This window comes from Marinovum algicola, assembly GCF_900109145.1.
Lineage (GTDB): Bacteria > Pseudomonadota > Alphaproteobacteria > Rhodobacterales > Rhodobacteraceae > Marinovum > Marinovum algicola.
Genome location: NZ_FNYY01000016.1, coordinates 1 through 21841 on the forward strand (window position 1 = coordinate 1; position 21841 = coordinate 21841).

21 protein-coding genes are annotated in these 21841 nt (G+C 66.8%); 7 read left to right on the forward strand and 14 right to left on the reverse strand.

Annotation, left to right across the window (positions count from 1 at the left end; all coding sequences use genetic code 11):
• The coding region (locus BMW90_RS26885; RefSeq protein ID WP_211568955.1) for a hypothetical protein at window positions 1–501 on the forward strand (501 nt) is incomplete at its 5' end.
• A gap of 81 nt (window positions 502–582) precedes the next feature.
• On the opposite strand, the gene manD is transcribed toward BMW90_RS26885, so the two are convergent.
• Together manD and BMW90_RS18565 are read right to left on the reverse strand one after the other, a co-directional pair.
• On the reverse strand, window positions 583–1806 hold the full coding sequence (gene manD / locus BMW90_RS18560) for a D-mannonate dehydratase ManD (RefSeq protein ID WP_074837928.1): 1224 nt from the start codon (window positions 1804–1806) through the stop codon (window positions 583–585).
• A gap of 71 nt (window positions 1807–1877) precedes the next feature.
• On the reverse strand, window positions 1878–3017 hold the full coding sequence (locus BMW90_RS18565; protein ID WP_074837929.1) for a Gfo/Idh/MocA family protein: 1140 nt from the start codon (window positions 3015–3017) through the stop codon (window positions 1878–1880).
• 171 nt (window positions 3018–3188) lie between these two features.
• Here BMW90_RS18565 and BMW90_RS18570 point away from each other — a divergent pair, with 171 nt between their 5' ends.
• A complete protein-coding gene (locus BMW90_RS18570; protein ID WP_074837931.1) occupies window positions 3189–4388 on the forward strand; it encodes an AGE family epimerase/isomerase in 1200 nt (399 codons plus the stop codon).
• On the opposite strand, the gene BMW90_RS18575 is transcribed toward BMW90_RS18570, so the two are convergent.
• From BMW90_RS18575 to BMW90_RS18615, 9 genes are all read right to left on the reverse strand, one after another.
• On the reverse strand, window positions 4385–5449 hold the full coding sequence (locus BMW90_RS18575) for an ABC transporter ATP-binding protein (RefSeq protein ID WP_074837934.1): 1065 nt from the start codon (window positions 5447–5449) through the stop codon (window positions 4385–4387). The two genes, BMW90_RS18570 and BMW90_RS18575, sit on opposite strands and share 4 nt — an antisense overlap.
• A gap of 43 nt (window positions 5450–5492) precedes the next feature.
• Window positions 5493–6329, reverse strand: a complete 837-nt coding sequence (locus BMW90_RS18580; protein ID WP_048535696.1) for a carbohydrate ABC transporter permease — start codon at window positions 6327–6329, stop codon at window positions 5493–5495.
• 2 nt (window positions 6330–6331) lie between these two features.
• Window positions 6332–7219, reverse strand: coding sequence for a carbohydrate ABC transporter permease (locus tag BMW90_RS18585; RefSeq protein WP_048535729.1), 888 nt, complete (start codon window positions 7217–7219; stop codon window positions 6332–6334).
• 63 nt (window positions 7220–7282) lie between these two features.
• A complete protein-coding gene (locus tag BMW90_RS18590) occupies window positions 7283–8578 on the reverse strand; it encodes an ABC transporter substrate-binding protein (protein ID WP_074837936.1) in 1296 nt (431 codons plus the stop codon).
• Entirely contained in the window at window positions 8562–9872 is a 1311-nt protein-coding gene (locus BMW90_RS18595) for a neutral/alkaline non-lysosomal ceramidase N-terminal domain-containing protein (RefSeq protein WP_074837938.1), read from the reverse strand. Before BMW90_RS18595 ends, BMW90_RS18590 begins: the two co-directional genes overlap by 17 nt.
• The gene (locus tag BMW90_RS18600) at window positions 9869–11017 is read right to left on the reverse strand and encodes an N-acetylglucosamine-6-phosphate deacetylase (RefSeq protein WP_074837940.1); all 1149 of its coding nucleotides are present in this window, start codon (window positions 11015–11017) and stop codon (window positions 9869–9871) included. The genes BMW90_RS18595 and BMW90_RS18600 overlap by 4 nt, the downstream gene beginning before the upstream one ends.
• The gene (locus tag BMW90_RS18605; protein WP_074837942.1) at window positions 11014–11793 is read right to left on the reverse strand and encodes a sugar isomerase domain-containing protein; all 780 of its coding nucleotides are present in this window, start codon (window positions 11791–11793) and stop codon (window positions 11014–11016) included. The genes BMW90_RS18600 and BMW90_RS18605 overlap by 4 nt, the downstream gene beginning before the upstream one ends.
• Window positions 11786–12580 carry a 6-phosphogluconolactonase gene (locus tag BMW90_RS18610; protein WP_074837943.1) on the reverse strand — a complete coding sequence of 265 codons (795 nt, stop codon included), beginning with the start codon at window positions 12578–12580 and terminating at the stop codon, window positions 11786–11788. The genes BMW90_RS18605 and BMW90_RS18610 overlap by 8 nt, the downstream gene beginning before the upstream one ends.
• 88 nt (window positions 12581–12668) lie before the next feature.
• Entirely contained in the window at window positions 12669–13667 is a 999-nt protein-coding gene (locus tag BMW90_RS18615) for a LacI family DNA-binding transcriptional regulator (protein WP_074837945.1), read from the reverse strand.
• Window positions 13668–13876: 209 nt separating this feature from the next.
• Between BMW90_RS18615 and BMW90_RS18620 the strand changes: the two genes are divergently transcribed.
• The 3 genes from BMW90_RS18620 to BMW90_RS18630 all read left to right on the forward strand — a co-directional run bounded on the left by BMW90_RS18620 (window position 13877) and on the right by BMW90_RS18630 (window position 15805).
• On the forward strand, window positions 13877–14440 hold the full coding sequence (locus BMW90_RS18620; RefSeq protein ID WP_048535686.1) for a carboxymuconolactone decarboxylase family protein: 564 nt from the start codon (window positions 13877–13879) through the stop codon (window positions 14438–14440).
• A gap of 114 nt (window positions 14441–14554) precedes the next feature.
• A complete protein-coding gene (locus BMW90_RS18625; protein ID WP_048535685.1) occupies window positions 14555–15202 on the forward strand; it encodes a DsbA family oxidoreductase in 648 nt (215 codons plus the stop codon).
• Window positions 15203–15205: 3 nt separating this feature from the next.
• Window positions 15206–15805 (forward strand): TetR/AcrR family transcriptional regulator, encoded by a 600-nt coding sequence (locus BMW90_RS18630; protein ID WP_074837947.1) that lies wholly within the window; start codon window positions 15206–15208, stop codon window positions 15803–15805.
• On the opposite strand, the gene BMW90_RS18635 is transcribed toward BMW90_RS18630, so the two are convergent.
• The 3 genes from BMW90_RS18635 to BMW90_RS26755 form a co-directional block, all read right to left on the reverse strand.
• A complete protein-coding gene (locus tag BMW90_RS18635; protein WP_074837949.1) occupies window positions 15802–16551 on the reverse strand; it encodes a hypothetical protein in 750 nt (249 codons plus the stop codon). The two genes, BMW90_RS18630 and BMW90_RS18635, sit on opposite strands and share 4 nt — an antisense overlap.
• A gap of 171 nt (window positions 16552–16722) precedes the next feature.
• The gene (locus BMW90_RS18640; protein ID WP_074837951.1) at window positions 16723–18336 is read right to left on the reverse strand and encodes an AfsR/SARP family transcriptional regulator; all 1614 of its coding nucleotides are present in this window, start codon (window positions 18334–18336) and stop codon (window positions 16723–16725) included.
• A 210-nt stretch (window positions 18337–18546) separates the two neighbouring features.
• The gene (locus tag BMW90_RS26755) at window positions 18547–18744 is read right to left on the reverse strand and encodes a hypothetical protein (RefSeq protein ID WP_170850584.1); all 198 of its coding nucleotides are present in this window, start codon (window positions 18742–18744) and stop codon (window positions 18547–18549) included.
• A 30-nt stretch (window positions 18745–18774) separates the two neighbouring features.
• Between BMW90_RS26755 and BMW90_RS18645 the strand changes: the two genes are divergently transcribed.
• Window positions 18775–19641: a phosphatase PAP2 family protein gene (locus BMW90_RS18645; RefSeq protein ID WP_170850585.1), complete on the forward strand. Its 867-nt coding sequence runs from the start codon at window positions 18775–18777 to the stop codon at window positions 19639–19641.
• Between the two features lies 1 nt (window position 19642).
• Window positions 19643–21823, forward strand: coding sequence for a S8/S53 family peptidase (locus BMW90_RS18650; RefSeq protein WP_074837954.1), 2181 nt, complete (start codon window positions 19643–19645; stop codon window positions 21821–21823).
• Window positions 21824–21841 lie beyond the last annotated feature (18 nt).

The following is a 21841-nucleotide window of genomic DNA, read 5'->3' on the forward strand; positions in this document are numbered from 1 at the left end:
AGCGGTGGTTCCGGTTCCGGCGGCAGCAAAGGGTCGGGCTCTGGCGGCTCGGGCAGCGGCGGCTCCGGTTCGGGTGGCAGCAAGGGCTCCGGTTCTGGCGGCTCCGGCAGCGGTGGCTCCGGTTCCGGTGGCAGCAAAGGCTCCGGTTCCGGCGGCTCGGGCAGCGGATCCGGAGGCTCCGGTTCCGGCAGCGGTGGCTCTGGCTCTGGCTCGGGCGGTTCCGGCAGCGGATCCGGTGGCTCGGGCTCCGGTGGGTCCAAGGGATCCGGCTCTGGCGGGTCAGGCAGCGGTGGCTCCAAGGGCTCGGGGACCGGCGGGTCCAAGGGCACCGAGGATTGGGCGGCGGCGTCCGGTCTGCCGGCCTTTACCCCCGATCCGACCGATTATCCCGACATGTCGGAAGACGCGGTCATGAAGATGATGACCCAGGGCGCGGACGATCAGGAAACGCCCGAAGACGAGACCCCGGACGACTGGGACGACAGCGACATCATGGTCTGAGCCTCCGGCCCGACATGACGAAAACGCGCGGCACGAGAAATCGTGCCGCGCGTGCCATTTGCAGGCCAGGCCCGCGCGAGGTCAGTAATTCCACATCGTGCCGTCTTCGAGCCGCACGACCGGATGGCTGCCGGGCTGGTATTCGTAGCGCGCGACTTCGGTTTCGTCGAAATCCACGCCAAGCCCCGGCGCGTCCGAGACATAGACCATGCCGTTCTCCATCCGGTGCTCCGACGGAAACAGCGCGTCGCATTCCGGGGTGCCCAGCACCAGGTATTCCTGCACGCCAAAGTTCGGCGCCCAGGCGTTGAGATGCGCCTGCGCCGCCATGCAGAGCGGTGAATGGCTGGGCGCACCGTGGAAACCGGTCTTGACGTGGTGCAGCGCGGCCAGATCGACGATCCGTTTCACATGGGTGATGCCGCCGGCATAGGTCACCGCGACGCGGATGTAATCGATCAGCTCCTGCTCGATCAGCTTGTTGCAATCGTAGATCGAATTGAACACCTCGCCGATGGCCACCGGCACCGTGGAATGCCGGCGCAGGAGCTTCAGCGCGTCCTGATCGTCGGCCGGGGTCGGATCTTCCAGCCAGAACAGGCCGACCGGCTCCACCGCCTTGGCAAATTCCGCCGCCTCGCGCGGGGTCAGCCGGTGGTGCACATCGTGCAGGATGTGCAGCTCGGGGCCAAACCGCTCGCGGATCCGCATCAGCGCCTCGGGCATGAAGCGCATGTATTTGCCGCTGTCCCATATCTCGACCGTGGGCCGGATGCCGCTGTAATCGGTGATGTAGTTCCGGGCGCCCTTTTCCTCCGGCACCGCATAGCTGGCCGTCGGCATGCCGGGAATGCCGCATTGCACCCGCACCGCCTTGTAGCCTTCGTCGACATAGGCGGCGACGGAGTCCATCAAATCCTCGAGATCGGCGCCGGTGGCATGGGCGTAACACATGGCGCCGTCACGGCTCTTGCCGCCAAAGAGCTGATACAGCGGCATGTTCGCCAGCTTGCCCTTGATATCCCAGAGCGCCATGTCGATGGCGCCATATGCCGCCATGGCAATCGGCCCGCGCCGGAAATAGGCGCCGCGATAGAGGAATTGCCAGATATCCTCGGAATTGCGCGGGTCCATGCCGATCAGATTGGGGATCAGGTAATCCTGAAGGTATTTCGCCGGCAGGGTCTCGCGGTTGTTCAGCGTCGCATCGCCGAGACCGTAGACACCCTGATCGGTCATGATCTTGAGCGTGACATAATTCTTCTTGGGGCCGCCGACAAAGACCCTGGCGTCGGTGATTTTCATGCTGTCTCCTCCTGAAAAAGCCGCCCCCGCGCCCTCTGCGCGGCACCGGGCGGGGAATACCTGGGGCGGGCTCAGCCCAGATCGGTCACATCAGTCCAGCTCCGGTTCTGGCGGAGCCGCTCGATGATCTTCTGGTCGCGGCTGCCCTCTGCAAAGGTCGGGTAGGGCGCCACCGTCTCGCCCTGGATGTCGCGCAGGAACTCCCGCGCGAGGTAATGCCAGCACAATTCGGTCTCGCCCGCGACTTCAGGCATCCCGGCGGCAATCTCCGGCGGCAGGGCCTGCGCCTGCCACTGTTTGTCGGCGCCGTAGTGAAAGAGCTGGCCGCTGCCGTAATGGCCCTTGATGTAGATCGCGCCGGCGGTGCCATAGACCACGATGTGATCTTCGTGAAAGCGCGGCACCAGACCGCCGTGCTTGAACAGCACCGACACCGGCTTGTCGGCCAACGGGCTTTCGAGCTGCGCCATCACGGTATACGACCATTCGACATTGCTCTCGCCCCATTGCAGCGCGGGATCCTCCAGGTTCTCGGGGATGAAGTTCCGCCGCGTGGCAAAGTTGTGCACCCCCTCGACGATGGGCGCGCGACCCAGATCGTCGCGCACCTCGCCGGCGATGTTGAGGATGCGGTCGCCGACAAGAGCGCAGGCAATCGACAGCGTGTGGGTGAAATTGTTGTTGAGCCGCCCGCCGCCCTGTTCGCGGCGGTGCGACCAGCCGAAGGGGATCGCGCGCTCGAGGTTGAAATGCGAGATGCATTCGATTTCGGTCGGTTCGCCAATCGCGCCTTCGGCCACTAGTTGCCGGGCGTGCAGCACCGAGGGCGTGTAGCGGAAGCTGGCGGCATAGGCGGTTTTCACCCCCCGGGCGGCCGCCAGATCGCGCAGTTCGACGGCGGTTTCCGCGCTCTCGGTCATCGGTTTGTCGCAGAACACATGGCAGCCGGCGGCAATGGCGGATTTGATCGGCGCGTAATGCGCCCCGCCGGGGGTGGCGATCGAGACGATATCGGGCTGGCAGGCGGCCAGCGCCGCATCCCAATCGGTGCCGGCATAGGGAATGCCGCCGGCCTCGGCCACCTCTTCGACCACCCGCGGCGTGCGGCCGACGATGCCGACAATCTCGGCCCCGGCGCCGCGAAAGGCATCGGCATGGCCTTGGCCGGCAAAGCCGGTGCCGGAAATCAGAACTTTCAACGGGGCGCTCATGGGGTCCTCCTCAAATTAGACGACTAGTATACTAGATGCTTTACTTAAGCGGAGCAATGGCAATTTACACCCCTGCGCAGGACTTGGCCGGTGCGATTTTCCGGTTACATTTCCTCCTGAATTCAGATATTTAACGGGGGATGGCCGGGAATTTCGACAGGAGTGACTTGCATGACGCCCGATTGGATGCGCGACGCCGCCCGACGCTACGAAAGCTGCAACCGGGCGACGCTTCGCTGGCTTGTCGCGCGCGACGATCCGGGGGCCGGCTTCCTCGACACCAAGGTGCATTCGATCACCGGGCAGGATTACGATGCCACCTCGGGGCTGCGCGGCCCCGGGTATACCTATGGCTGGATTCAGGGGCGCGGGCTCGAGGCACTGGCCACATTTGCCGGCCACTACCGGGGCACCGATGCGGCCTTTGCCGCCGAACTGGAAACCGCCGCCTCGGCGCTGTACCGGCGGCTGGCCGAGCTGCACGCCCGCGACGGGCACGCCTATTTCCTGTATGACCGCGACCTGCGGCCGGTGGTGTCGCGCGACGGCGACCTCGCGCCGCAGACCGAAGCCGGCGCGATCTTCAGCTATTCAGATGCCTTCGTGGCCAAGGGGCTCTGTGCCGCCGCGCCTCTGTTCGCGCCCGAGGCACAGACCCGCCATCTTGCCTCTCTGATGTCGGTGATCGACGCGATCGAGGACGGCCGGTTCCAGATGGACGAAACCAGGCCATTGTTGCCCGCAAGCGTGGACGCGGAGCCGGACGATTTCGGCCCGCGCATGATCCTGCTGGCGGCGGCGGGGCTGCTGCACCGCCTGGGCCATTCCGACAAGACCGGCTTTGCCGACCGGTTCATCGATCACGTGCTGGAGCGCCATTTCGACCCCGCCTCCGGCCTGCTGCTGACCATCCGCGGCGAGGACATCTGCAACATCGGCCATGCCGTGGAATTCTGCGGCTTTGCCTTCGAACATCTCCTGACCCGCCCCGACGATCCGCGGATCGCGCCGCTGGTCGACATCCTGCTGCGCTGTCTCGCGGTCGGAATGCAGGGCCCGGGGATCGCGCTGTATCTGTCGGCGCGAACCGGCGACCTGGCCTCGCCGTATTTTCCCTGGTGGCCCATGCCCGAGGCGATCCGCGCCTGTGCCCTGGGCTTTCAGCTGACCGGCGACCGCCGGCTGATCGCGCCCTGGCAAGAGGCCGATGCGGCGTTCTTTTCGCACTATTGGCGCGACGACAAGAGCTTTGCCTATCAGACCAGAACCCTCGAGGGCCCGGTGGATTTTGTCCCGGCGACCCCCGATCTCGACCCCGGCTATCACACCGGGCTGAGCCTTCTGGCCGCGATCCGGGCGATCGGCGCCTAGGCGTCGATACGCGCGCCGGTTTCGGCGTCGAAGAGCTGGGCGAAGACGGGGTCCACGGTCAGGCGGTGGCGCTCGCCGGGATGGCAATCAAAGCGTTCGCGCAGCAGCGCGGTGATCGACTGGCCGGCCAGATCGGCCTGGATCAGGGTTTCCGATCCGGTCTGCTCGCTCGACTCGATTGTCACGTTCAGCCCGGCTGGCTCGGCAGTATGGCGCAGGTGTTCGGGCCGCAGCCCGAGGTCGAAGGCACCCGAAAGCGCCCGGAACTGCGGCAGGTCGAGGCTCTGGCCATCCGCCAGCACCACGGCATCCGCGCCCGCCGTGCTGGTCACCGGCACGAAATTCATCGCCGGCGAGCCGATAAAGCCGGCAACAAAACGGTTGACCGGGCGGTCATAAAGCTCGAGCGGCCGGCCGACCTGTTCGACGTGGCCGTCGCGCATGACCACCACGATATCGGCCATTGTCATCGCCTCGATCTGGTCATGGGTGACATAGATCGTTGTGGTGCGCAGCCTTTGGTGCATCGCCTTCAGCTCGGCGCGCATCTGCACCCGCAGCTTGGCGTCGAGGTTCGACAGCGGCTCGTCGAACAGAAACACCTGCGGCTGCCGGACGATGGCGCGGCCCATGGCGACCCGCTGGCGCTGCCCGCCGGAAAGCTGCTTGGGAAAGCGGTCGAGAAGCCCGTCGATCCCGAGGATCGTGGCCGCCTCATGCACCGCCGTCTCGATGTCCTTTTTCGGTTTCTTCAGCAGGCGCAGCGAAAACCCCATGTTCTGGGCCACCGTCATATGCGGGTAGAGCGCATAGTTCTGAAACACCATGGCGATGTCGCGGTTCTTGGATTCGACGTCGTTGACCACCCGGTCGCCGATCCGGATGTCGCCGCTGGTGACCTCTTCGAGCCCGGCGATCAGCCGCAGGATGGTCGACTTGCCGCAGCCCGACGGCCCCACCAGCGCGGCAAAGGCGCCTTCGGGGATCTCGAAAGAGACGCCATGCAGGGTCTCGACGGGGCCAAAGCTTTTCCGGAGGTCATTGATTTCAACTTGGGTCATTGCCGGTCTTTCAGAGGTCGGTGAGCGGAGGTCGCGCCTGGTTTCATTCTTTCATGCCGCTTGCCGCGATGCCTTCGACGAAGTTGCGGCGCAACAGGACAAAGGCGAGCACCGAGGGCACCATGACGGCGGCCGAGGCGGCGCTGAGCAGCGAAAGCTCCACGGTATAGGCACTCTGGAAATTCGCCAGACCGACCTCGATGGTGAACGAGGTCTTTCGGGTCAGGGTGATGATCGGCCAGGCAAAGGCGGTCCAGGCCTGGAAGAACGCCAGAACCGCCAGGGCGGCCAGCGGCCCGCGCAACAGCGGCACCACGATATGCCGGAAAATCCAGAATTCGCCGGCGCCATCGATCCGCGCGGCTTCCAGCAGCTCGTCGGGGATCGAGGCGATGACATTCTGGCGGATCAGGAAGATCCCGAAGCTCATCACCAGATAGCCGATCAGCAACCCGGTGATCGAGTTCAGCGCGCCAAGCGCCTTTACCTGGAAATAAAGCGGGATCATGTAGACTTCGAAGGGGATGATCGCCGTGGTCAGGAACAGGATGAAGATTACATTGATCGATCGGAAGGGGAACTTGGCCACCACATAGCCGGCCAGCGCCGAGGTTGCGACAATGGCGATCATCGACAGCGTCGCAAAGGCCAGGCTGTTGAACATCCAGCGCAGCAGCGGCGTCTCGGTGAAGACCGTGACAAAGTTTTCCAGCGTCGGGTTGCGGGGCAGGATGGTGGGCGGCCAGACCAGCATTTCCGCCGGTGTCTTGAAGCCGTTGGCGATCAGCATGATCAGCGGCAGCAGCAGCGCCAGGCAGATGAAGAACAGGCAGACATCGATCAGGAAGTTGCTGCGGCGGGCACGGGCCTTGGCGGACATGGTCACTTCCCCCCTTTCTGACGCAGCATGCCGAACTGCACCGCGGTCAGCACCAGCACGATGGAGAGCAGGATGACAGCCTCGGCGGCGGCATAGCCGACACGGAAGTTCTGAAAGCTGTTTTCCAGCATGTCGAGCACCAGCACCCGCACCAGCCGGCCGGGCGCGCCCTGGGTGTCGGACGCCAGCACATAGGCCTGGGCATAGACGTTGAAGCCGGAAATCAGCGTCACCACCGAGACGTAGAGCGTGATCGGCTTCAACAGCGGCACCGACATGAAGAAAAACGATTGGATGCCGTTGGCGCCGTCCAGCTTGGCGGCCTCATAGACCGATTTCGGCAGGTTGCGAAAGCCGACCAGATAGATCAGCACCGCATAGCCAAGGGTTTGCCAGGACACCAGAAGGATGATGCAGACCACCGACAGCACCGGATCGAACAGCCAGGCCTGCGCCTCGCCGCCAAGTGCCACGATGACCGCGTTGAGCGGCCCGAGCTTGGCATCGAATATCCATTTCCACGCCATCGCCGCCGGCACCAGCGAGACCACATGCGGAATGAAGACCGCGGTTTCGTAGAACCCGGCAAAGCGGCTGCGGGTGCGGTGATAGATCACCCCGGCCAGCGCCATGGACACCGGGATCGTCACCGCCATGGCGCCAAAGGCGATGATGGCGGTATTGGTCAGGGCATCGAGAAACTGGTCGTCGCCAAACAATTCGATGAAATTGGACAGGCCGACAAAGGTCTTGTCCCGCGACAGAAGGTTCCACTGGAACACGCTGAGCCGAAGCGTCTCGACGATGGGATACATCCGCACCCAGCCAAAGATCGCAAAGGTCGGAATGATCGCCATCACGGCGAACAGGAACCGTTTTCGTTTCAGCATCGTCATACCCCTGGTTTCGGGCGGCCCGGCTAGAGAGAGAGGCGCCGGGCCGCCGGATGGCGTTTACTCGGCCAGGATGCCGGCGCGATCGAGGATCGCGTTGGTCTCTTCCTCGGCGGATTCGAGCAGTGCCATCATCGCCGCGTCATCCCCGGCAAGCGAGGGGTCGGCAAAGGCTTCGGTTAGAACCGCCGCGAAACGCGTCAGGATCTCGTTGATCGGCTCGATCGAGGGCAGGGTGAACAGATCGTAATCCTCGGGCAGATCGACAAAGGCCGAAAACTGCGGCTTGGCCTCGATGACGCCGCTGTAATCCACGCCCGCCCGGTTCGGCAGCCAGCCGACATTGTCGAGCAGCCAGATCAGGTGCTCGGGCTTGTTGGCCTCGATGGCAAAGGCCCAGGCCGCGTCCTGCGCCGCGTCGGAGCCGCCGGAAACATAGAGATTGACCGGCAGCGCGATGGAGCCGCGCGGCAGCAGCGCCGTGTCATAGTTGAGCTCGGGCGCCTTTTTCTCGGTGTCGCCGATCACCCAGCTTTCCCGGATAAACATCGCGGTCTGGCCGCGTTGAAAGGCGGCCGCATCGGCCGGCATGTCGATGGTGACGGTCTTGTCGCCGCTGACCGCGTTCACATATTGCCGCAGCGCCGCCAGACCAGCCTCATTGGCATAGGCGGCGCGGTATTTGTCGCCGACCGGTTCCAGCAGCGCGCCGCCGAACTGGTGCATGTTGATCCAGAACTTCTCGGCAATGCCGCCGCCGCCGCCGGACAGGCGCAGCGACCAGCCCGAGACCGTCGGATTGCCATCGGCATCGCGCTGGGTCAGCTTGGCGGCATAGTCGTCATATTCCTCCATCGTCGTCGGCGGGCCGTCCAGGCCGGCCTCGGCCAGCATGTCGGTGTTGTAGAACAGCGCGCCCTGGCCACGGAACAGCGGCACGCCGTAGACGGTGCCGTCCACCGTGGCGGTGTCGCGGAAGAACGGTTCGAAATTGCCGGCATCATTGACGAAGTCGGCGATGTCGTCGGGCGCGGGCGGCAGCAGATCGTTCACGATATAGCGGTTCGCCGTCGATCCGATGAGTTCGAGTACCGTGGCATCGTCAAGCCCGGACGACAGGCCCAGCGCCACCCGCTTTTCGTGATCGCGCAGGCCGATCGGCTCGACGATCACGTTGAGATCGGGATATTCGTCGCTCATGCCCTCGGCCACGCGCTCGTAGAAATCCGCCAGTTCCGGGAAGCCGCCCCAGATCACGACGTCCTGCGCCTGGGCCGACAGCGTGCCGGCCAGCATCAGCCCGGCAGACCACATGGTCGCCCTGGCGACGGTTCCGTTTCTACCCCTGAATGTCATGTGAACTCTCCTTGTTGTTGGACGTTTTGATTGAACAGCCTTCAGCGGTCGCAATCGCCGCTGTTTCGGCGGCACGTTGGGCTGCTTGGGACAACGCCTCCGCCACGCCGGGCGCGATCGACGCACCCATTCCGTAAAATCTATGTGCTTCCTCAACCTCGTAGCCGCCCGCGTCAAATTCTTCGCGGGGCGGGATATAGCCGGGATTGTCATCGGCATAAGCGATGATGTGGAGCGGCCCGGTTCCGCCCAGCGACTGCCGCAGGTCAAGCGCGGTCCGGGCGAAGATCTCGCCCGGCAGCCCGAGGATGCGCGCCCCGGCCCAGTGCAGCGCGGTGCAGCGGGCGGGCATCGGATCGATCTTGCGGCCCATCCTCTGTTCGGCCCACTCCGCCCAGATCGCATGGATATCGCCCGGCGCCTGCGACGCGGCACGCCAGCGCCGCGCCAGATCTGCGCGGTCGCCCACCTCGCGCGGCGCGAACCTGAGGCTGTCAAAGCCCTCGCCGGCGCCGCTTGCGCCGGTCAGCGGCGCCAGATCGGCGGCGAGCGCGGCCTGTGCCACACCTTCGCCGATGATGCGGGCCCGGTCGTAAGTCCGGTCACTCTGACGCGCACGGCTCAGCGAGGCGGCGGCGCTGTGCCCGGTGTTCACATCGCCGGCGCAGCCGGTGGCAAAGATCGCAATCGCCCCGGGGCTGGCCGCTTCGAGACGGGCGCGCAGGAAATGCGGATAATCGGCGGTCCAATGCAGGTTGTCGGCGCCCAGCACCACCGGATGGCAGGCGTAAGAGACGAAATAGGCCAGAACCGTCCCGTCCATCCGGTCAAACCGCAGCACCGGCACCCCCCGGTCGACCGGCCCGCCGGCGTGCCGCCGGTTGCTGGCAAATCCGGGCTCGGCGCCGCATCCGCCGTACAGCCTGGCCGGCTGGCGCGCCTGCGCGGCCTCTTCGATGGCGCGCAGGATACCGGTTTCCAGCCGCCGCAGGAATTCGGCATCGGCGCGGCCCGCCAGCCGGCCCGGCATCGAGACCGGGCCGCCATGGGTATGGGTGGCCGCAAGGGTGATGTTCTGCGCCGGCAGAGGGCTGCGGGCGCGGACCCGCGCCGAGAGCGCGGCGTCGATGCCGATCACGTCCACCGCCACCAGCGCCGTGTCCTCCACCACCAGGGCCCGCACCGTCAACGCATCATGCGCGCCCTCCGCCGGAGCCTGCCGCGCCGCGAACCCGGACATGGCGCCCCCCGGCGGCGGGGTGATATCGACGACCGAGACCCCGACCCGCGTCATGAGCGCACGCTGACGCCGTCAAAGACGATCTCGGCCGGAAGCAGCCGGCCATCGGCGGCGGCGCCTTGGAACAACAGGAAATTGGCCGGCGCACCGGGGCTCAGGGCCAGGTCGCGGCCGATCATCCGCGCCGGGTTGACCGTGGCCATGCGCAGCGCGTCAGTCGCCGGAAAGCCGGTAAAGGCCTGATAGCCGCAGACGATATCCAGCAGGCAGGCGCCGCTGCCGGCCAGGTATTCGGTGCCCGCAATCGCCACTTGGCCGCAGTCGCTGACCTCGACATCGCCGCCGATCGGCGATTGGTAGCGGCCCGGCGCCATGCCGGCGAATTTCACGCTGTCCGAGACAAGAACCACCCGCTCGTCCCCCTTGGCGCGGATCATGGCGCGGGCGGTGGCGCGGGACAGGTGATGACCATCCAGGATCAGACTGGCGGTGAGCCGGTCGTCGGACAATTGCGCCCAGATCGCATTCGGGTGGCGCGGCAGGGTGGCAGCGATGCCGTTGCCCAGATGGGTCGACATCCGCGCCCCGGCGGCAACGGCGCGCGCGATATCCTCTTCCGTCGCGTCGCAATGGCCCAGCGCGACACAGATGCCGCGATCGGCCAGAGCTTTGATATAGGTCGTCGCCCCGGCTGTTTCGGGGGCGAGGGTGACCATCCGCACCAGCCCGCCGGCGGCGTCCTGCCAGCGGGCGAACTCCTCGGTCGCGGGCGGGCGCACATGCGCCAGCGGATGCGCCCCCCTCGGGCCGTCCTTGGGCGAGATCGACGGGCCTTCGACATGGATGCCAGCGATCATCTTGCCGGCCAAGGGCAGGGTCTCCTGCGCCCTGCGGATCGCCGATAGCCGCTGGCAGAGCGCGGCCTCGGAGGCGGTGATCAGCGTCGGCAGAAAGGCCGCCACCCCGACCTTGACCAGCGCCTTGCACAAAGCCTCGACCGCCTCCGGCGTCAGCCTGCCGTCGTTCAGATCATGGCCGCCAAAGCCGTTGACCTGAAGGTCCACGAAGCCGGGCGACAGCAGCGGCAGATCCGCCTCGTCGCACCTGGTCACGGCGGCGATCCGACCGTCGCGCAGATGCAGGGTCTTGCCTTCGCCGCTCAGAACGTCGCGGCCCGAGAACGTGGCGACAGAGGTCAAAGCGCGCGTACCCTTCCGCGAAAGTTGCCCAGGAATTTCCGGTTTGCCTCGTCGCCGCCCGGCGCATTGCCGCTGCGCCAGACCGGCGGCTCGACGCCCTTGTCGCGCAGATGCAGCACCGTGCGGATCACCAGCGTGTTCAGCGCCGTGGCATTGGCAAAGGTCGACACCGCCGCGATGCGTTCCGCCATGCCGGGGATCTCGACGATGGCGTCGCCGATCTGAACCTTGCTGTCGATGGCCACGTCGACCAGATCATGCAGGTTCTGTTTCGACGGATGCCGGGCCGGGTGATCGGCGGCGGTGCTCTCGGCGTGCTGCCGCGAGGAGATGCCGATGGTCTTCACCCCCCGTTCCTTCGCCACCAGTGCCGCGTCGATCAGCGCCGCGTTGATGCCATAGGCGTTCACCAGGATCAGCAGATCGCCGGCGGCCAGCCCCTGGTCCTCGATCACGATCCGGCCATAGCCCGGCGTCCGTTCGATCGCCATCGAGCGCAGAGCGCCGTTCGACAACAGCGTGCCTTCGTCGAGGATGGCATTGACATGCATCAGCCCGCCGGCCCGGAAAAACACCTCTTGCGTGGCCAGGTTGGAATGGCCGCCGGGGCCAAAGACATGCACCAGCCGATCCTCGGCCACATGATCCGCGATCATCCGCGCGGCGGCGTCCAGCGGGCCGGTCTCTTCGCGCTGGATGCGGCGCATCAGCGTGACGACATCCTCCAGATAGCCGGTGCAGATCTCGTCGGCGGTGCGGGGGGTCGGGTCATCCATGCGGGGCGGCCTCGCGGTCAAGGTAGATGGTGCAATTTCGGTGGGTCCGAAGGATACTGGCCGGGCAATCGGTGCTGATCGGCCCTTCCAGCGCCGCCTTGACGGCTGCACGCTTGCGGGCGCCGGGCACCGCGCAGAACAGCGCGTCTGCGGCCATCAGCGTCGGAATGGTCAGCGTGATCGCCCGCTCCGGCACCGCCTCGAAACGCGCGAAACATCCGTCGTCGACTTGTTGCTGGCGGCAGACCCCGTCCAGCTCGACAACCCGCACCGCCTGGCTGTCGTGGAAATCGGCGACCGGCGGGTCGTTGAAGGCGATATGCCCGTTCACCCCGATGCCGAGACAGACGATATCGATCGGCGCCTCGGCCAGACGCGCGGCGTATCCCGCGCAGATCTCGTCGGCGGTGCCCTCGGCGGCAATCCGGTGCACCGCGCCAAAGGGCACCTTGGAAAACAGATGCGCCTCGAGCCAGTTGCCGAACCGCTCCGGCGCCGCGGCCTCGAGGCCGAGGTAATCGTCCATGTGAAAGGCGGTGACCTGCCCCCAGGGAATATCCGGCAGGGCGACCAGGCTGGCCAGCATGTCCGACTGGCTGGGGGCGGCGGCAAAGATGATCCGCACCTCGGCCTTCCGCGCGGCCACCTGGCGGATCCGGGCCGCGACATCCGCGGCAACGGCGGCGCCCAGGGCCGGGCGGGATTCATAAATCTCGACGCAGTATTTTTCGCTCAGCCCGCTGGCCCTGCGGCCCGGCACCTCTGAAACACGCTCGCTACTCTTCATGACTCACATTCCCCTGATTGACAGTCAGCACACCATGCAATCGATTGCATGTCAACGCCTGTCTCTGCAAACCGCCGATTTGGCCGGTTCAGCCCCGTCCGGGTGCGCTCACTGTCTGGCGAATGACCAATTCGGTCTCGAGGACCACGCGCAAATCGCCCTCGGGCGGGGCGCCCAGCGAACTGGCCAGCATTTCGACGGCTTTCTGCCCGGCCTGCGCCGAGGGCCCCGAGACCGTGGTCAACATCGGATAGCCCAGGATGTCATCGCAGCCGACGACGCTGTAATCGGCCGGATTGCTCAGCCCGTTGTCCACCAGACCGCTACAGATGCCATGCGCCAGAACATCGTCGAAGGCGATGCAGGCGGTGGCCCCAAGCGCCAGTAGCTGGGGTACGATCTCGGCCCCCCGGGCGAAAGAGGCGGTTCCGGCGGACAACGTGCTGAGCGTGAGCCCATGCGCCGCCGCGGCGCGGGTGACCGCCTGATGCCGCTGGTCGTTCGACCACGAGTTGTCGGGCCCGCCGGCATAGGTGATGTGGCGATGGCCCAGGCCCGCCAGATGCGCAACCGCCTGCGCCATGCCCTGGCCGGAATCGATCAGCACCCGCGGCACGCCCTCGATGTCGCGGTTGATCAGCACCAGCGGGGTATCGCGCGCCAGATCGTGGATCTGCTGCGACGCCGAGCGGGGCGAGGCCAGAATGGCACCGGCCACCTGATCGGCCAGCCGGTTCAGCAAATCCACCTCTTGGCTGGGGTTTTCATCCGCATTGCCGATGAACACTGCAAACCCGCGTTTCGCGGCTTCTTTCTGCACCGCCAGCGCGATCGGCGGCATGAAGGGGTTGGTCAGATCGGGCACGATCAGCGCGATATTGCTGTTGCGCCCGGTGCGCAGCGCCCGCGCCGCCGAATTCGGCGAATAGCCCAGCTTTAGCGCCACGTCCTTGACGCGTCTGACAGTCTCTTCCAGCAGGATATCGGGATTGTTGAACACCCGCGACACCGTCGAACGGTCCACGCCGGCCGCATGCGCGACCTGTTGAATGGTGACCCGTTTGGTCGCTCTCGGTTTTGGTGCCATGCGGCTGATCTGCCAAAACTCCGGGAATTTTGCAACTCGGACGAGAGCGCATAGGACGAATTATGTAATTGGATGGGCGCCGCGCGCCTCACGTTTGAGTGATTGCTCAATTCATCTATTGAGTGATCGCTCAAAGTTGCCATATCAGTCCGACGCGACCCGGACGGGCTGCATTGTTCACGCAAGCTACAGACCAACAAAGGATGCCAATGACCGATTTTCCGCTTCACACCGAAGAGACCGCCCCAGACGCCGCCAAGCCGCTGCTGGCGAAATCCAAGGCAGCCTACGGCATGATCCCCGGCCTGCACGCCGTTATGGCCGAGGCGCCCGGCCTGCTGGAAGCCTACCAGCGCGTGCATGAGCTCTTCGTGGATTCGAGCTTCGACAAGGACGAACTGACCGTCGTCTGGCAGACCGTCAATGTCGAGAACGCCTGTCACTACTGCGTGCCGGCCCATACCGGCATCGCCAAGAGCATGCAGGTCGACGACGCCATCACCGACGCCCTGCGCAACGGTACGCCGCTGCCGAACGCCCGGCTCGAAGCGCTGCGCAGCTTCACCCTGCAACTGGTCCGCCAGCACGGCAATCTCGAGGAATCCCAGGTGCAGGCCTTCCTCGAGGCCGGCTTCACCAAACGCCACATCCTCGAGGTGATCCTGGGCTACAGCCAGAAGATCATGTCGAACTACACCAACCACCTGGCCGAGACCCCGGTCGACAAGGTGTTCGAGAAATTCGCCTGGGCGCCCGCCGACAAGGCCGCCTGAGCCGCACGTCCCGCCACAGCCCGAGGGGCGGCCCGCCGGCCGCCCCTTACGCCCGCGCCGGCCGCGCCTTATATCGCCAGGCAGACAGGCCCCAACCCGCCGAAAGGCCGCAAAATGACCGATCAGACCCTTCGTATCGACATCGTCTCTGACGTGATGTGCCCCTGGTGCATCATCGGCTATCGCCAGCTCGCCCAGGCGCTCGAGGCGACCGGCACGCCGCATGAAATCCACTGGCACCCCTTCGAGCTCAACCCCGAGATGCCGCCCGAAGGCCAGAATCTGCGCGCGCATATCACCGAGAAATACGGCTCCACCGCCGAACAATCGGCGCAGAGCCGGGCGCAGATGACCGAGCTGGGCGAAAGCCTCGGCTTTACCTTCGCCTTTGCCGAGGACATGCGGATGCACAACACCTTCGCGGCGCATCAGCTGCTGCACTGGGCCGGCGAACAGGGCCGGAAACAGGCGCTGAAGATGGCGCTGTTCAGCGCGCATTTCACCCACCGCCGCGATCTCTCGGATCCGCAGGTGCTGGCCGATGTCGCCGGCGAAATCGGTCTCGACCGGGCCGAGGCGCTGGCGGTGCTGGCGGACGGCCGCTTTGCCGATATCACCCGCGAGCATGAGCGTTTCTGGCTGCAACAGGGGGTGCGCGGCGTGCCTGCCATGGTGTTCGACAGCAAACATCTTGTCACCGGCGCCCAGGGCGAAGAGAATTATGCCCGCATCCTGACCCATCTGACCCAGCAAGAGGCCTGACCCATGCCGCGCGCCGCGCCCTATGACCGCGACACCACCCTCGAGGCGGCGATGGGGCTGTTCTGGCACAAGGGCTATCACGCCACCTCGCTCAAGGATCTCGAGGCCGCGCTGGCAATGAAACCGGGCAGCATCTATGCCGCCTTCCAGAGCAAGGAGAACCTCTATCTCCTGGCCATGCAGCGTTATTTCGACCGGTTTCGCGGCCAGTTCCGCGACCGGATCGTCGCGGCGGCATCGCCGCTTCAGGCGCTGGCCGATCATCTGCGGGCCTATGCCGCGCTCTCGCCCGGGGATGCCAACGCCCAGGCCTGCATGCTGATCAAGAGCTTTGTCGACACCCGCGGCACCGAACCCGCGATTGCCGAACAATCGCAGGCCTATCTCGCGGCCATGCGCGACGAGATCGCCGCCGCCTTCGCCGCCGCGAAGGCCCGCGGCGAGATTGCCGAGGACAGCGATTGCCCGGCCCTGGCGCGGCGCTATCAGGCCTATGTCAACGCCCTGCGGCTGGAGCTGCATCAGGGCACCGCGGCCGCCGAGGTCGCGGCGCTGGCCGACAGCCTCGCGCGCGAGGTCGAGGCGCTGCGCCGCGCCGGCTAATCGGCGATCCGGCAATCGGTCGCGGCATATTCCGTCATCAGCAGCTCATAGACAAAGATCTCGGCGTCGAGCTCGTTGAGCATGAACTGCCGCCATTCTGCCAGGCTCTCCGGCAGCCCGGCGCCCTCGGCCTGCATCGCGTGCAGCGCCTCGGCAGCGGCGTCGAGATGCCTGCGCAGCCCGGCGTCCTCGTCGGCCTCGGCGATGTCCAGGGCCACCGCCGCCGCGCCAAGCGCCCGGGCGGCCACCAGCCGCCGATGGGAAAAGCCGCCGCCGGGCCCCGCCACCTGCGGAAGAAAACACGACCAGCGCCCGGCCAGGCAGATCAGCGCCGCTTGTTGCCGGTCGACGTAATCATCGGCGCAGAGCGTCTGGATCACCAGCCGGCCCGACCGCGCCACAAGCTGCGCCCCCTGCGCCGCGCCCAGAAGCTGCGCCCCCCGGCTGTGCACCGACAGCGCCCGGAACAGCCCGCCGCTCAGCAGGATCGTCTCGCGCGCGCGCAGCCGCAGCCCCTTGCCGGAACTGTCGATCACCGTGCGCAGCCGGGTCTCCAGCGTCGCCCGCAGGCTCGGCCGGCCGGCCAGTGCCGTCATCGCCCGGCGCGCGCATTCCTCGATCTCGCGCTGTGGCGCCCGGGTCAGCAGGGCATAGCGGCTGCTCGCCTCCTGCCGCGCCTGCACCAGATCGGCACAGCCCGCGACCGGGCAGGCACTGACGCGGCCGACCTCCAGCCGGATCGTCATCGGGCCTCGCCCCGGCCCGCCAGGGGCCGGCATCTCCGGTAAGCACTGCGCCGAAACAAAGTCACCCAAGCCCCCAAAGCCCAAAGCCTGACTTCAGAATAGGTATTCTTTCCCGGATGTTACCATCGGTGCGGCCGTTAAAAAGACGTCAATGGCCACAGCGCCGCCGCGTCAGACCGATTTGACCAACCCGATCGCCCGCAGCCCCGGAACCGGGTATTCCTTGTCGCGGAGGGAATCGATGGTGAACTCCGGTTCAAGCCGCCGCAGCCGCCGGATCGCCAGCCGCAGCTCCTCCATGTCACCGCGCGCCGCATGGATCGCGGTGAGATAGCGCAGCGGCGCCCGGTAAAGCGGCGCCTTCTTCGACGCCCGTTCGGCATAGCGCACCGCATCATCCAGCATCCCGGCGCTGGTGGCGGCGGCACAGCTGAAGGTATCGACCACATAGGAATAAAACCCGCCGCCCTGGATGCGCTGGGAATATTCGCTGTCGCGCAGACCGCGCTCGCCATCGCCCTCCAGCGAATAGGCGGCGCCGCGAAACAGCCAGGCCAGCGGATTGGCACGGTTGATCTCCAGCGCCTGGGTGGCCAGCTCGACGCCGCGCGCCCGGTCGCCCAGGATGAAGGACGAGGTATAGGACACCAGCGCCAGCGTCATCGAGCCATAGGGATCGAGCTCCAGCGCCTTGCGGCACAGCGCATCGGCGTTTTCCTGCAAGGCGCGCTGGTCGCGAAAGTCCTTCTCGGCGCGCTCCAGCGTGGTGACATAGGCCAGCCAGGCCAGGTAGATGCCCTTGCGGTGCACTTCGAAGTTGCGCGCCAGCTGGGTCTTGGCCAGCTTGAGATCGCCGGGCCGATTGCGAAAGATCAGCCGCACCGCGCCCAGCGTGCCGGCGGCCAGGTAATCATTGGTCGCCGCATCCGCATGGCCCGGCGCCAGATCGAGCATGGTGCGCTCGACCGTGCGGTTGACCAGCCGCAGCATCTCGGAATCGTCGAGCAGCGCCACCGGATCGGCGGTGATCGCCGCCGACATCGACCATTTCGGCGCATAGGGTTCCCCCTCCGCAAGCGCCACATGCGCCGCCGCCCGCTCGCCGTTGGCCTCGACCCGGGTCGAGAGCAGATATTGCGCCAGATCCTCGGGGCCATTGCGCGCCAGCCTGTCGGGATCGTCGGCGATGGCGGCAATGCGCAGCGCGCACCAGTCGCCGATCGAATTGGCGATGCCATGCGTCAGCAGCCGGTGATGCATCTCGTCGGCCGAGCCGGCGCTGCGGATCTCGACCGGCAGCCGCCGCGCCAGCCGTTCCTGCACGCTGAACTGGCCGCGCATCTGCGCCAGCCACTCCGACAGCGCGCCGTCGGTGCTCTGGACATCCTCGAGAAAGGGCAGGCCCTGCGCGGTCTTTTCCTGCGCCGCGTCGATATCGGTCTCGACCGCGCCGGGACGAAAGGCCACCGCCTTGCGGTCGGCCTGAAAGGCGTCGGCGGCGGGGCCAAGCGCGCTGCGGATTTCGCTGATCGCCTGCCGCAGGCTGGCCAGCGCCTGGGCCTGCGCCCGGTCCGACCACAGGCTCTGCGCCAGATAGGGCCGCGACCGGCACTGATCCGGCGCCATCAGCACCATGGCGACAAGCGCCTTGGCCTTGGCGCCCTTGGGCGTGCGGTCCGCGCCAGCGGCATCGGTGATGCGGAACGGGCCGAACAAGCCGACGCGCAGCTCTGCCGCCCGCGCAGCCGAACCGTCCCCCCCCGGTGTCTGTGCGAGTTCGTTCAAATCACTTGTTCCTCGCGTCGGATTGTTCAAAAGATATCACAAAACAAGGCGCTTACCCCAGCAAAAGCGTTAAAAATTCGCAATTCGGGGCCTTGCCCGACCTGCATGGTTGAGAAATTAATCGCATATAAACGAATTCTTAACGGATTCGTTCGCGCGGGCCGATCATTTTTTCTACGGCCCAGATAGTCAACCAAGGGAAGAGCCATGTCATTGAACAATATTGGGAATATCGGAAACATCGGGAATATTGGAAACATCGGCAATATTGGAAACATTGGCAATATCGGCAACATCGGGAATATCGGAAACATAGGCAACATCGGCAATATCGGTCTCGAAGCGGTGCCCGGCGCGGCCTCGGGCGCGATGATGCTGGCGCGTGACGGGGTGGTTGGCGCCCGTCAACCGGCGGCCCACACTCCCACCCATCTGCCGATGAACAGCCCCGAGAACCTGTTCCGCTGGGATCCCGGCTCGCGGCAATCGGCGGTCTTCGTCGACACCATGTCGGGCCTCGACGTGGCGTTCGACGCCGCGGCCGAAACCGCCAGCGTCACCGTCGCCGGCGCCAAGCTGTTTCACACCGACCGGCCGAGCGAGGCCGGGTTCACGGCGCAGGTCGATGACATCAAGGCCGCCGCCGATCTGCGCGGCGACCGGGCGCCCGAAATCCTTGCCCAGACCACCGATATCCTGTCCTTCCTCGCGATGCCGCTGTCGCTCAACCTTGCGCGGCACAAATGGACCATCGAGCTGTTGCAGGCGGTGATGCTGCCGGTGGTGGCGGTGGAAAAGGCGCTGAAAAACGGCCTCGCCTGCCGCCGGCCACAGGAATACGACGCCCAGATCCAGCCGATGATCACCGCGCCGGCGCATAGCGCCTTTCCCTCTGGTCACGCCACCGAGGCCTTTGCCATCGCCGAGGTGCTGAGCCTGGTTTCCGGCGCCAGCGGCGACCGGGCCGCCTATGGCGAGCAGATGACGCTTCAGGCCGCGCGCATCGCCCACAACCGCGTGGTTGCCGGCGTGCATTTCCACGTCGACAACATCTGCGGCGCCGCCCTGGGCCGCAGCCTGGCCCGGATGCTGCTGCACCGCGCCGGCGCGCTCGGCGGCCATCACTGCATCGGCGTCAAGGCGCAGACCGCCGCACTGGCCGGGGCGAAGCTCTCGCTCGACGATCTCGACGCCGCCTTTTCCGGCGGCACCGCCGATCACTACGACGCCAGCGAGGTCGCCAGCGTCGCCCCCGCGCCGCTGCTCGCCGCGCTCTTTGCCGCCGCCCAGGACGAATGGACCTGAGATGCCCGGCTGGACAGAAACCCCGCTCGACGCGGATGAGGCGCACCGCCATCCCTACGAGCTCTGGTACGCCAGCCCGCCGGGCGCGGCCGAGATCGGGGCCCCCCGGCCCGACCGCTATTATCCCCAGATCGTCGCGCTCGAGCTCTCGGTCAGCGGCAAGACGACGCCGCTCGGCGCCTTCCTCTCCCGGGCGCACGCAGCCTGGCAGGCGCTGACCCGGCCGGCCCCCGCCGGGGGCAGCGCGCCCTTTGTCGCCACCCCGCATGATGCCGCCTATGCCTTTGCCGCACTAATGCGCGCCATCCACGCCGGCGAGGCGGCCAGAACCGAACTGCTGCTCTTTCTGCGCGGCGACCTGCTGCAATCGCCGCTCGAACGCCATCTGCCGCGACCGGAAAACGCCGCGCTCGCCGTCACCTCGGCGCAGATCCTGCGCGGCGACACCGGGCTGACCCCGGTGCGCGGCTGCCTGCCGCCCGAGGGCTCCGACACCGCCCTGCTCGCCCCGCTCGAAACCGCGCTGACCGCGGGCACCGCCCTGCCTCCGCGCCCGTCCGAGGCGCCGCCGGTCGGCGTCGTCATCGATCACGCCATCGGTTTCGCCAATCAGGTGTTCCGCCGCCGCACCCCGAAAACCGCCAGCCTGCGCAGCCGCTTCATCCGGTTCTGGGCCCAGGGCGACGGGCTGGACGACAGCCCCGGCATCGGCACCGCGCTTGACGCTGCCCGGATCAACCGCGCCCTGCACGAACTGACAGACAGCCCCTATCGCACCGAAGCCGACCTGTACGAACGCCTCGGCCTCGCCGCCGACGGCCCCGATCACCACCACCTGAAGAAACGCGCCTCGCATGGCACGGCGGTCGGGCATGTGGCCTTTGGCACCGATCCCGATGCCCCCGAGGCCGGCCTTGACGGCGTCGATCTGATGGGCATCCAGCTTCCCGCCGCCTCGGTCGCGCGCACCAACGGCCACCTGCACGATCTCTACGTGATCTCCGGGCTCAACTGGCTCTGGTATCACCGGCTGCAAGAGGCGATCGCCGGCCGCCCGGCGCCGGATTACCTTGTCACCCATTCGTTCGGCACCTTTGCCGGGCGCCATGACGGCCTTGACGGGCTCAGCGCCGAGTTCGACCGCAGGCTCGACGCCGGCGAGATCCGCGCCGTCGCCGCCGCCGCCGGCAACAGCCTGCAAAGCGCCACCCACGCAAGGCTCACCGCCGCCGACCTCGCCGACAGCGCGAAATGCGACATCGGCCTTGCCATCCAGCCCGACGACCGCAGCGCCAGTTTCGTGCAGCTCTGGAGCGACCTGGCGGCGCCCGCCGGGGGGTCGGGCTTTCCGGTCGGCCTCTCGCTCACCCTGCCCGACGGCACCAGGCTGGACCCGCCACAGGGCGGCTTCCGCCCCGGTCATGCCTATGATTACGCCATGCGCGGCCAGACCGTGGCCCGGCTCTACTGCCAGCGCAGCCTGCCGCGCGCCGTGCCGGGCGCCCAGGGCCACGAACGCCGCAGGCTCACCCTGGCCATCCCCGCCACCGCCGATGGCCAGGGCCGGCCCGGCACCGCGCCCGAAGGCCTCTGGCGCCTGCGCCTCGGCCCGGCCGAACAGGGGTTCGCCGATCAGGTCGCCCTCTGGGTCGAACGCGGCGAAACCCCCGAGGGCTTTGCCCCCGCCGGCCGCCAGGCCTATCTCGAACACCCGGCCTATCTGCGCTTTGACGCCGAGGGCCGCCGCCCCGCCGGCGACACCGGGACCGCGCCGATCAAACGCTTCGGCACGCTTTCGGCCGCCGCCGGCTCGCGCGGGGTCATCACCGCCGGCTCCTGCCGCGCGTCCGATGCCAGCGTCTCGGCGTTTTCCTCGGCCAGCGCCGGGCCCGATCCAGCGCAACCCACCTGCGCCGCCGTGTCGGAAGCCAGCGACATCCGGCCCGACATCCTGGTCACCGGCACCTACAGCGGCAGCACGGTCGCGGTTCGCGGCACCAGCTTCGCCGCGCCCTTCGCGCTCAGAACCGCGCTGGCCAGGCTGCTCACCGGCGCCCCCGGCACCCCGCGCGAGATCCTGACCCGGAGCCTCGCGCCGTCGGAGGCCGATCCCCGCCACATCGGCCAGGGCCGGGTTCCCGGCATGTTCAGCCCGACGCCCGACAGGTTCACCCGCCGCTAGGATGCCCCCGGGGCGGCG

What these genes read in the sequence shown, in the direction of transcription:
- BMW90_RS18630 (WP_074837947.1), top strand. Translation starts at nt 15,206, where the DNA reads ATGCCGCGCGCCGCGCCCTATGACCGCGACACCACCCTCGAGGCGGCG.
- BMW90_RS18595 (WP_074837938.1), bottom strand. Translation starts at nt 9,872, where the DNA reads ATGACGCGGGTCGGGGTCTCGGTCGTCGATATCACCCCGCCGCCGGGG.
- BMW90_RS18575 (WP_074837934.1), bottom strand. Translation starts at nt 5,449, where the DNA reads ATGACCCAAGTTGAAATCAATGACCTCCGGAAAAGCTTTGGCCCCGTC.
- BMW90_RS18625 (WP_048535685.1), top strand. Translation starts at nt 14,555, where the DNA reads ATGACCGATCAGACCCTTCGTATCGACATCGTCTCTGACGTGATGTGC.
- BMW90_RS18615 (WP_074837945.1), bottom strand. Translation starts at nt 13,667, where the DNA reads ATGGCACCAAAACCGAGAGCGACCAAACGGGTCACCATTCAACAGGTC.
- BMW90_RS18580 (WP_048535696.1), bottom strand. Translation starts at nt 6,329, where the DNA reads ATGTCCGCCAAGGCCCGTGCCCGCCGCAGCAACTTCCTGATCGATGTC.
- BMW90_RS18570 (WP_074837931.1), top strand. Translation starts at nt 3,189, where the DNA reads ATGACGCCCGATTGGATGCGCGACGCCGCCCGACGCTACGAAAGCTGC.
- BMW90_RS18645 (WP_170850585.1), top strand. Translation starts at nt 18,775, where the DNA reads ATGAACAGCCCCGAGAACCTGTTCCGCTGGGATCCCGGCTCGCGGCAA.
- BMW90_RS18610 (WP_074837943.1), bottom strand. Translation starts at nt 12,580, where the DNA reads ATGAAGAGTAGCGAGCGTGTTTCAGAGGTGCCGGGCCGCAGGGCCAGC.
- manD (WP_074837928.1), bottom strand. Translation starts at nt 1,806, where the DNA reads ATGAAAATCACCGACGCCAGGGTCTTTGTCGGCGGCCCCAAGAAGAAT.
- BMW90_RS18565 (WP_074837929.1), bottom strand. Translation starts at nt 3,017, where the DNA reads ATGAGCGCCCCGTTGAAAGTTCTGATTTCCGGCACCGGCTTTGCCGGC.
- BMW90_RS18590 (WP_074837936.1), bottom strand. Translation starts at nt 8,578, where the DNA reads ATGACATTCAGGGGTAGAAACGGAACCGTCGCCAGGGCGACCATGTGG.
- BMW90_RS18620 (WP_048535686.1), top strand. Translation starts at nt 13,877, where the DNA reads ATGACCGATTTTCCGCTTCACACCGAAGAGACCGCCCCAGACGCCGCC.
- BMW90_RS18635 (WP_074837949.1), bottom strand. Translation starts at nt 16,551, where the DNA reads ATGACGATCCGGCTGGAGGTCGGCCGCGTCAGTGCCTGCCCGGTCGCG.
- BMW90_RS18585 (WP_048535729.1), bottom strand. Translation starts at nt 7,219, where the DNA reads ATGCTGAAACGAAAACGGTTCCTGTTCGCCGTGATGGCGATCATTCCG.
- BMW90_RS18650 (WP_074837954.1), top strand. Translation starts at nt 19,643, where the DNA reads ATGCCCGGCTGGACAGAAACCCCGCTCGACGCGGATGAGGCGCACCGC.
- BMW90_RS18605 (WP_074837942.1), bottom strand. Translation starts at nt 11,793, where the DNA reads ATGGATGACCCGACCCCCCGCACCGCCGACGAGATCTGCACCGGCTAT.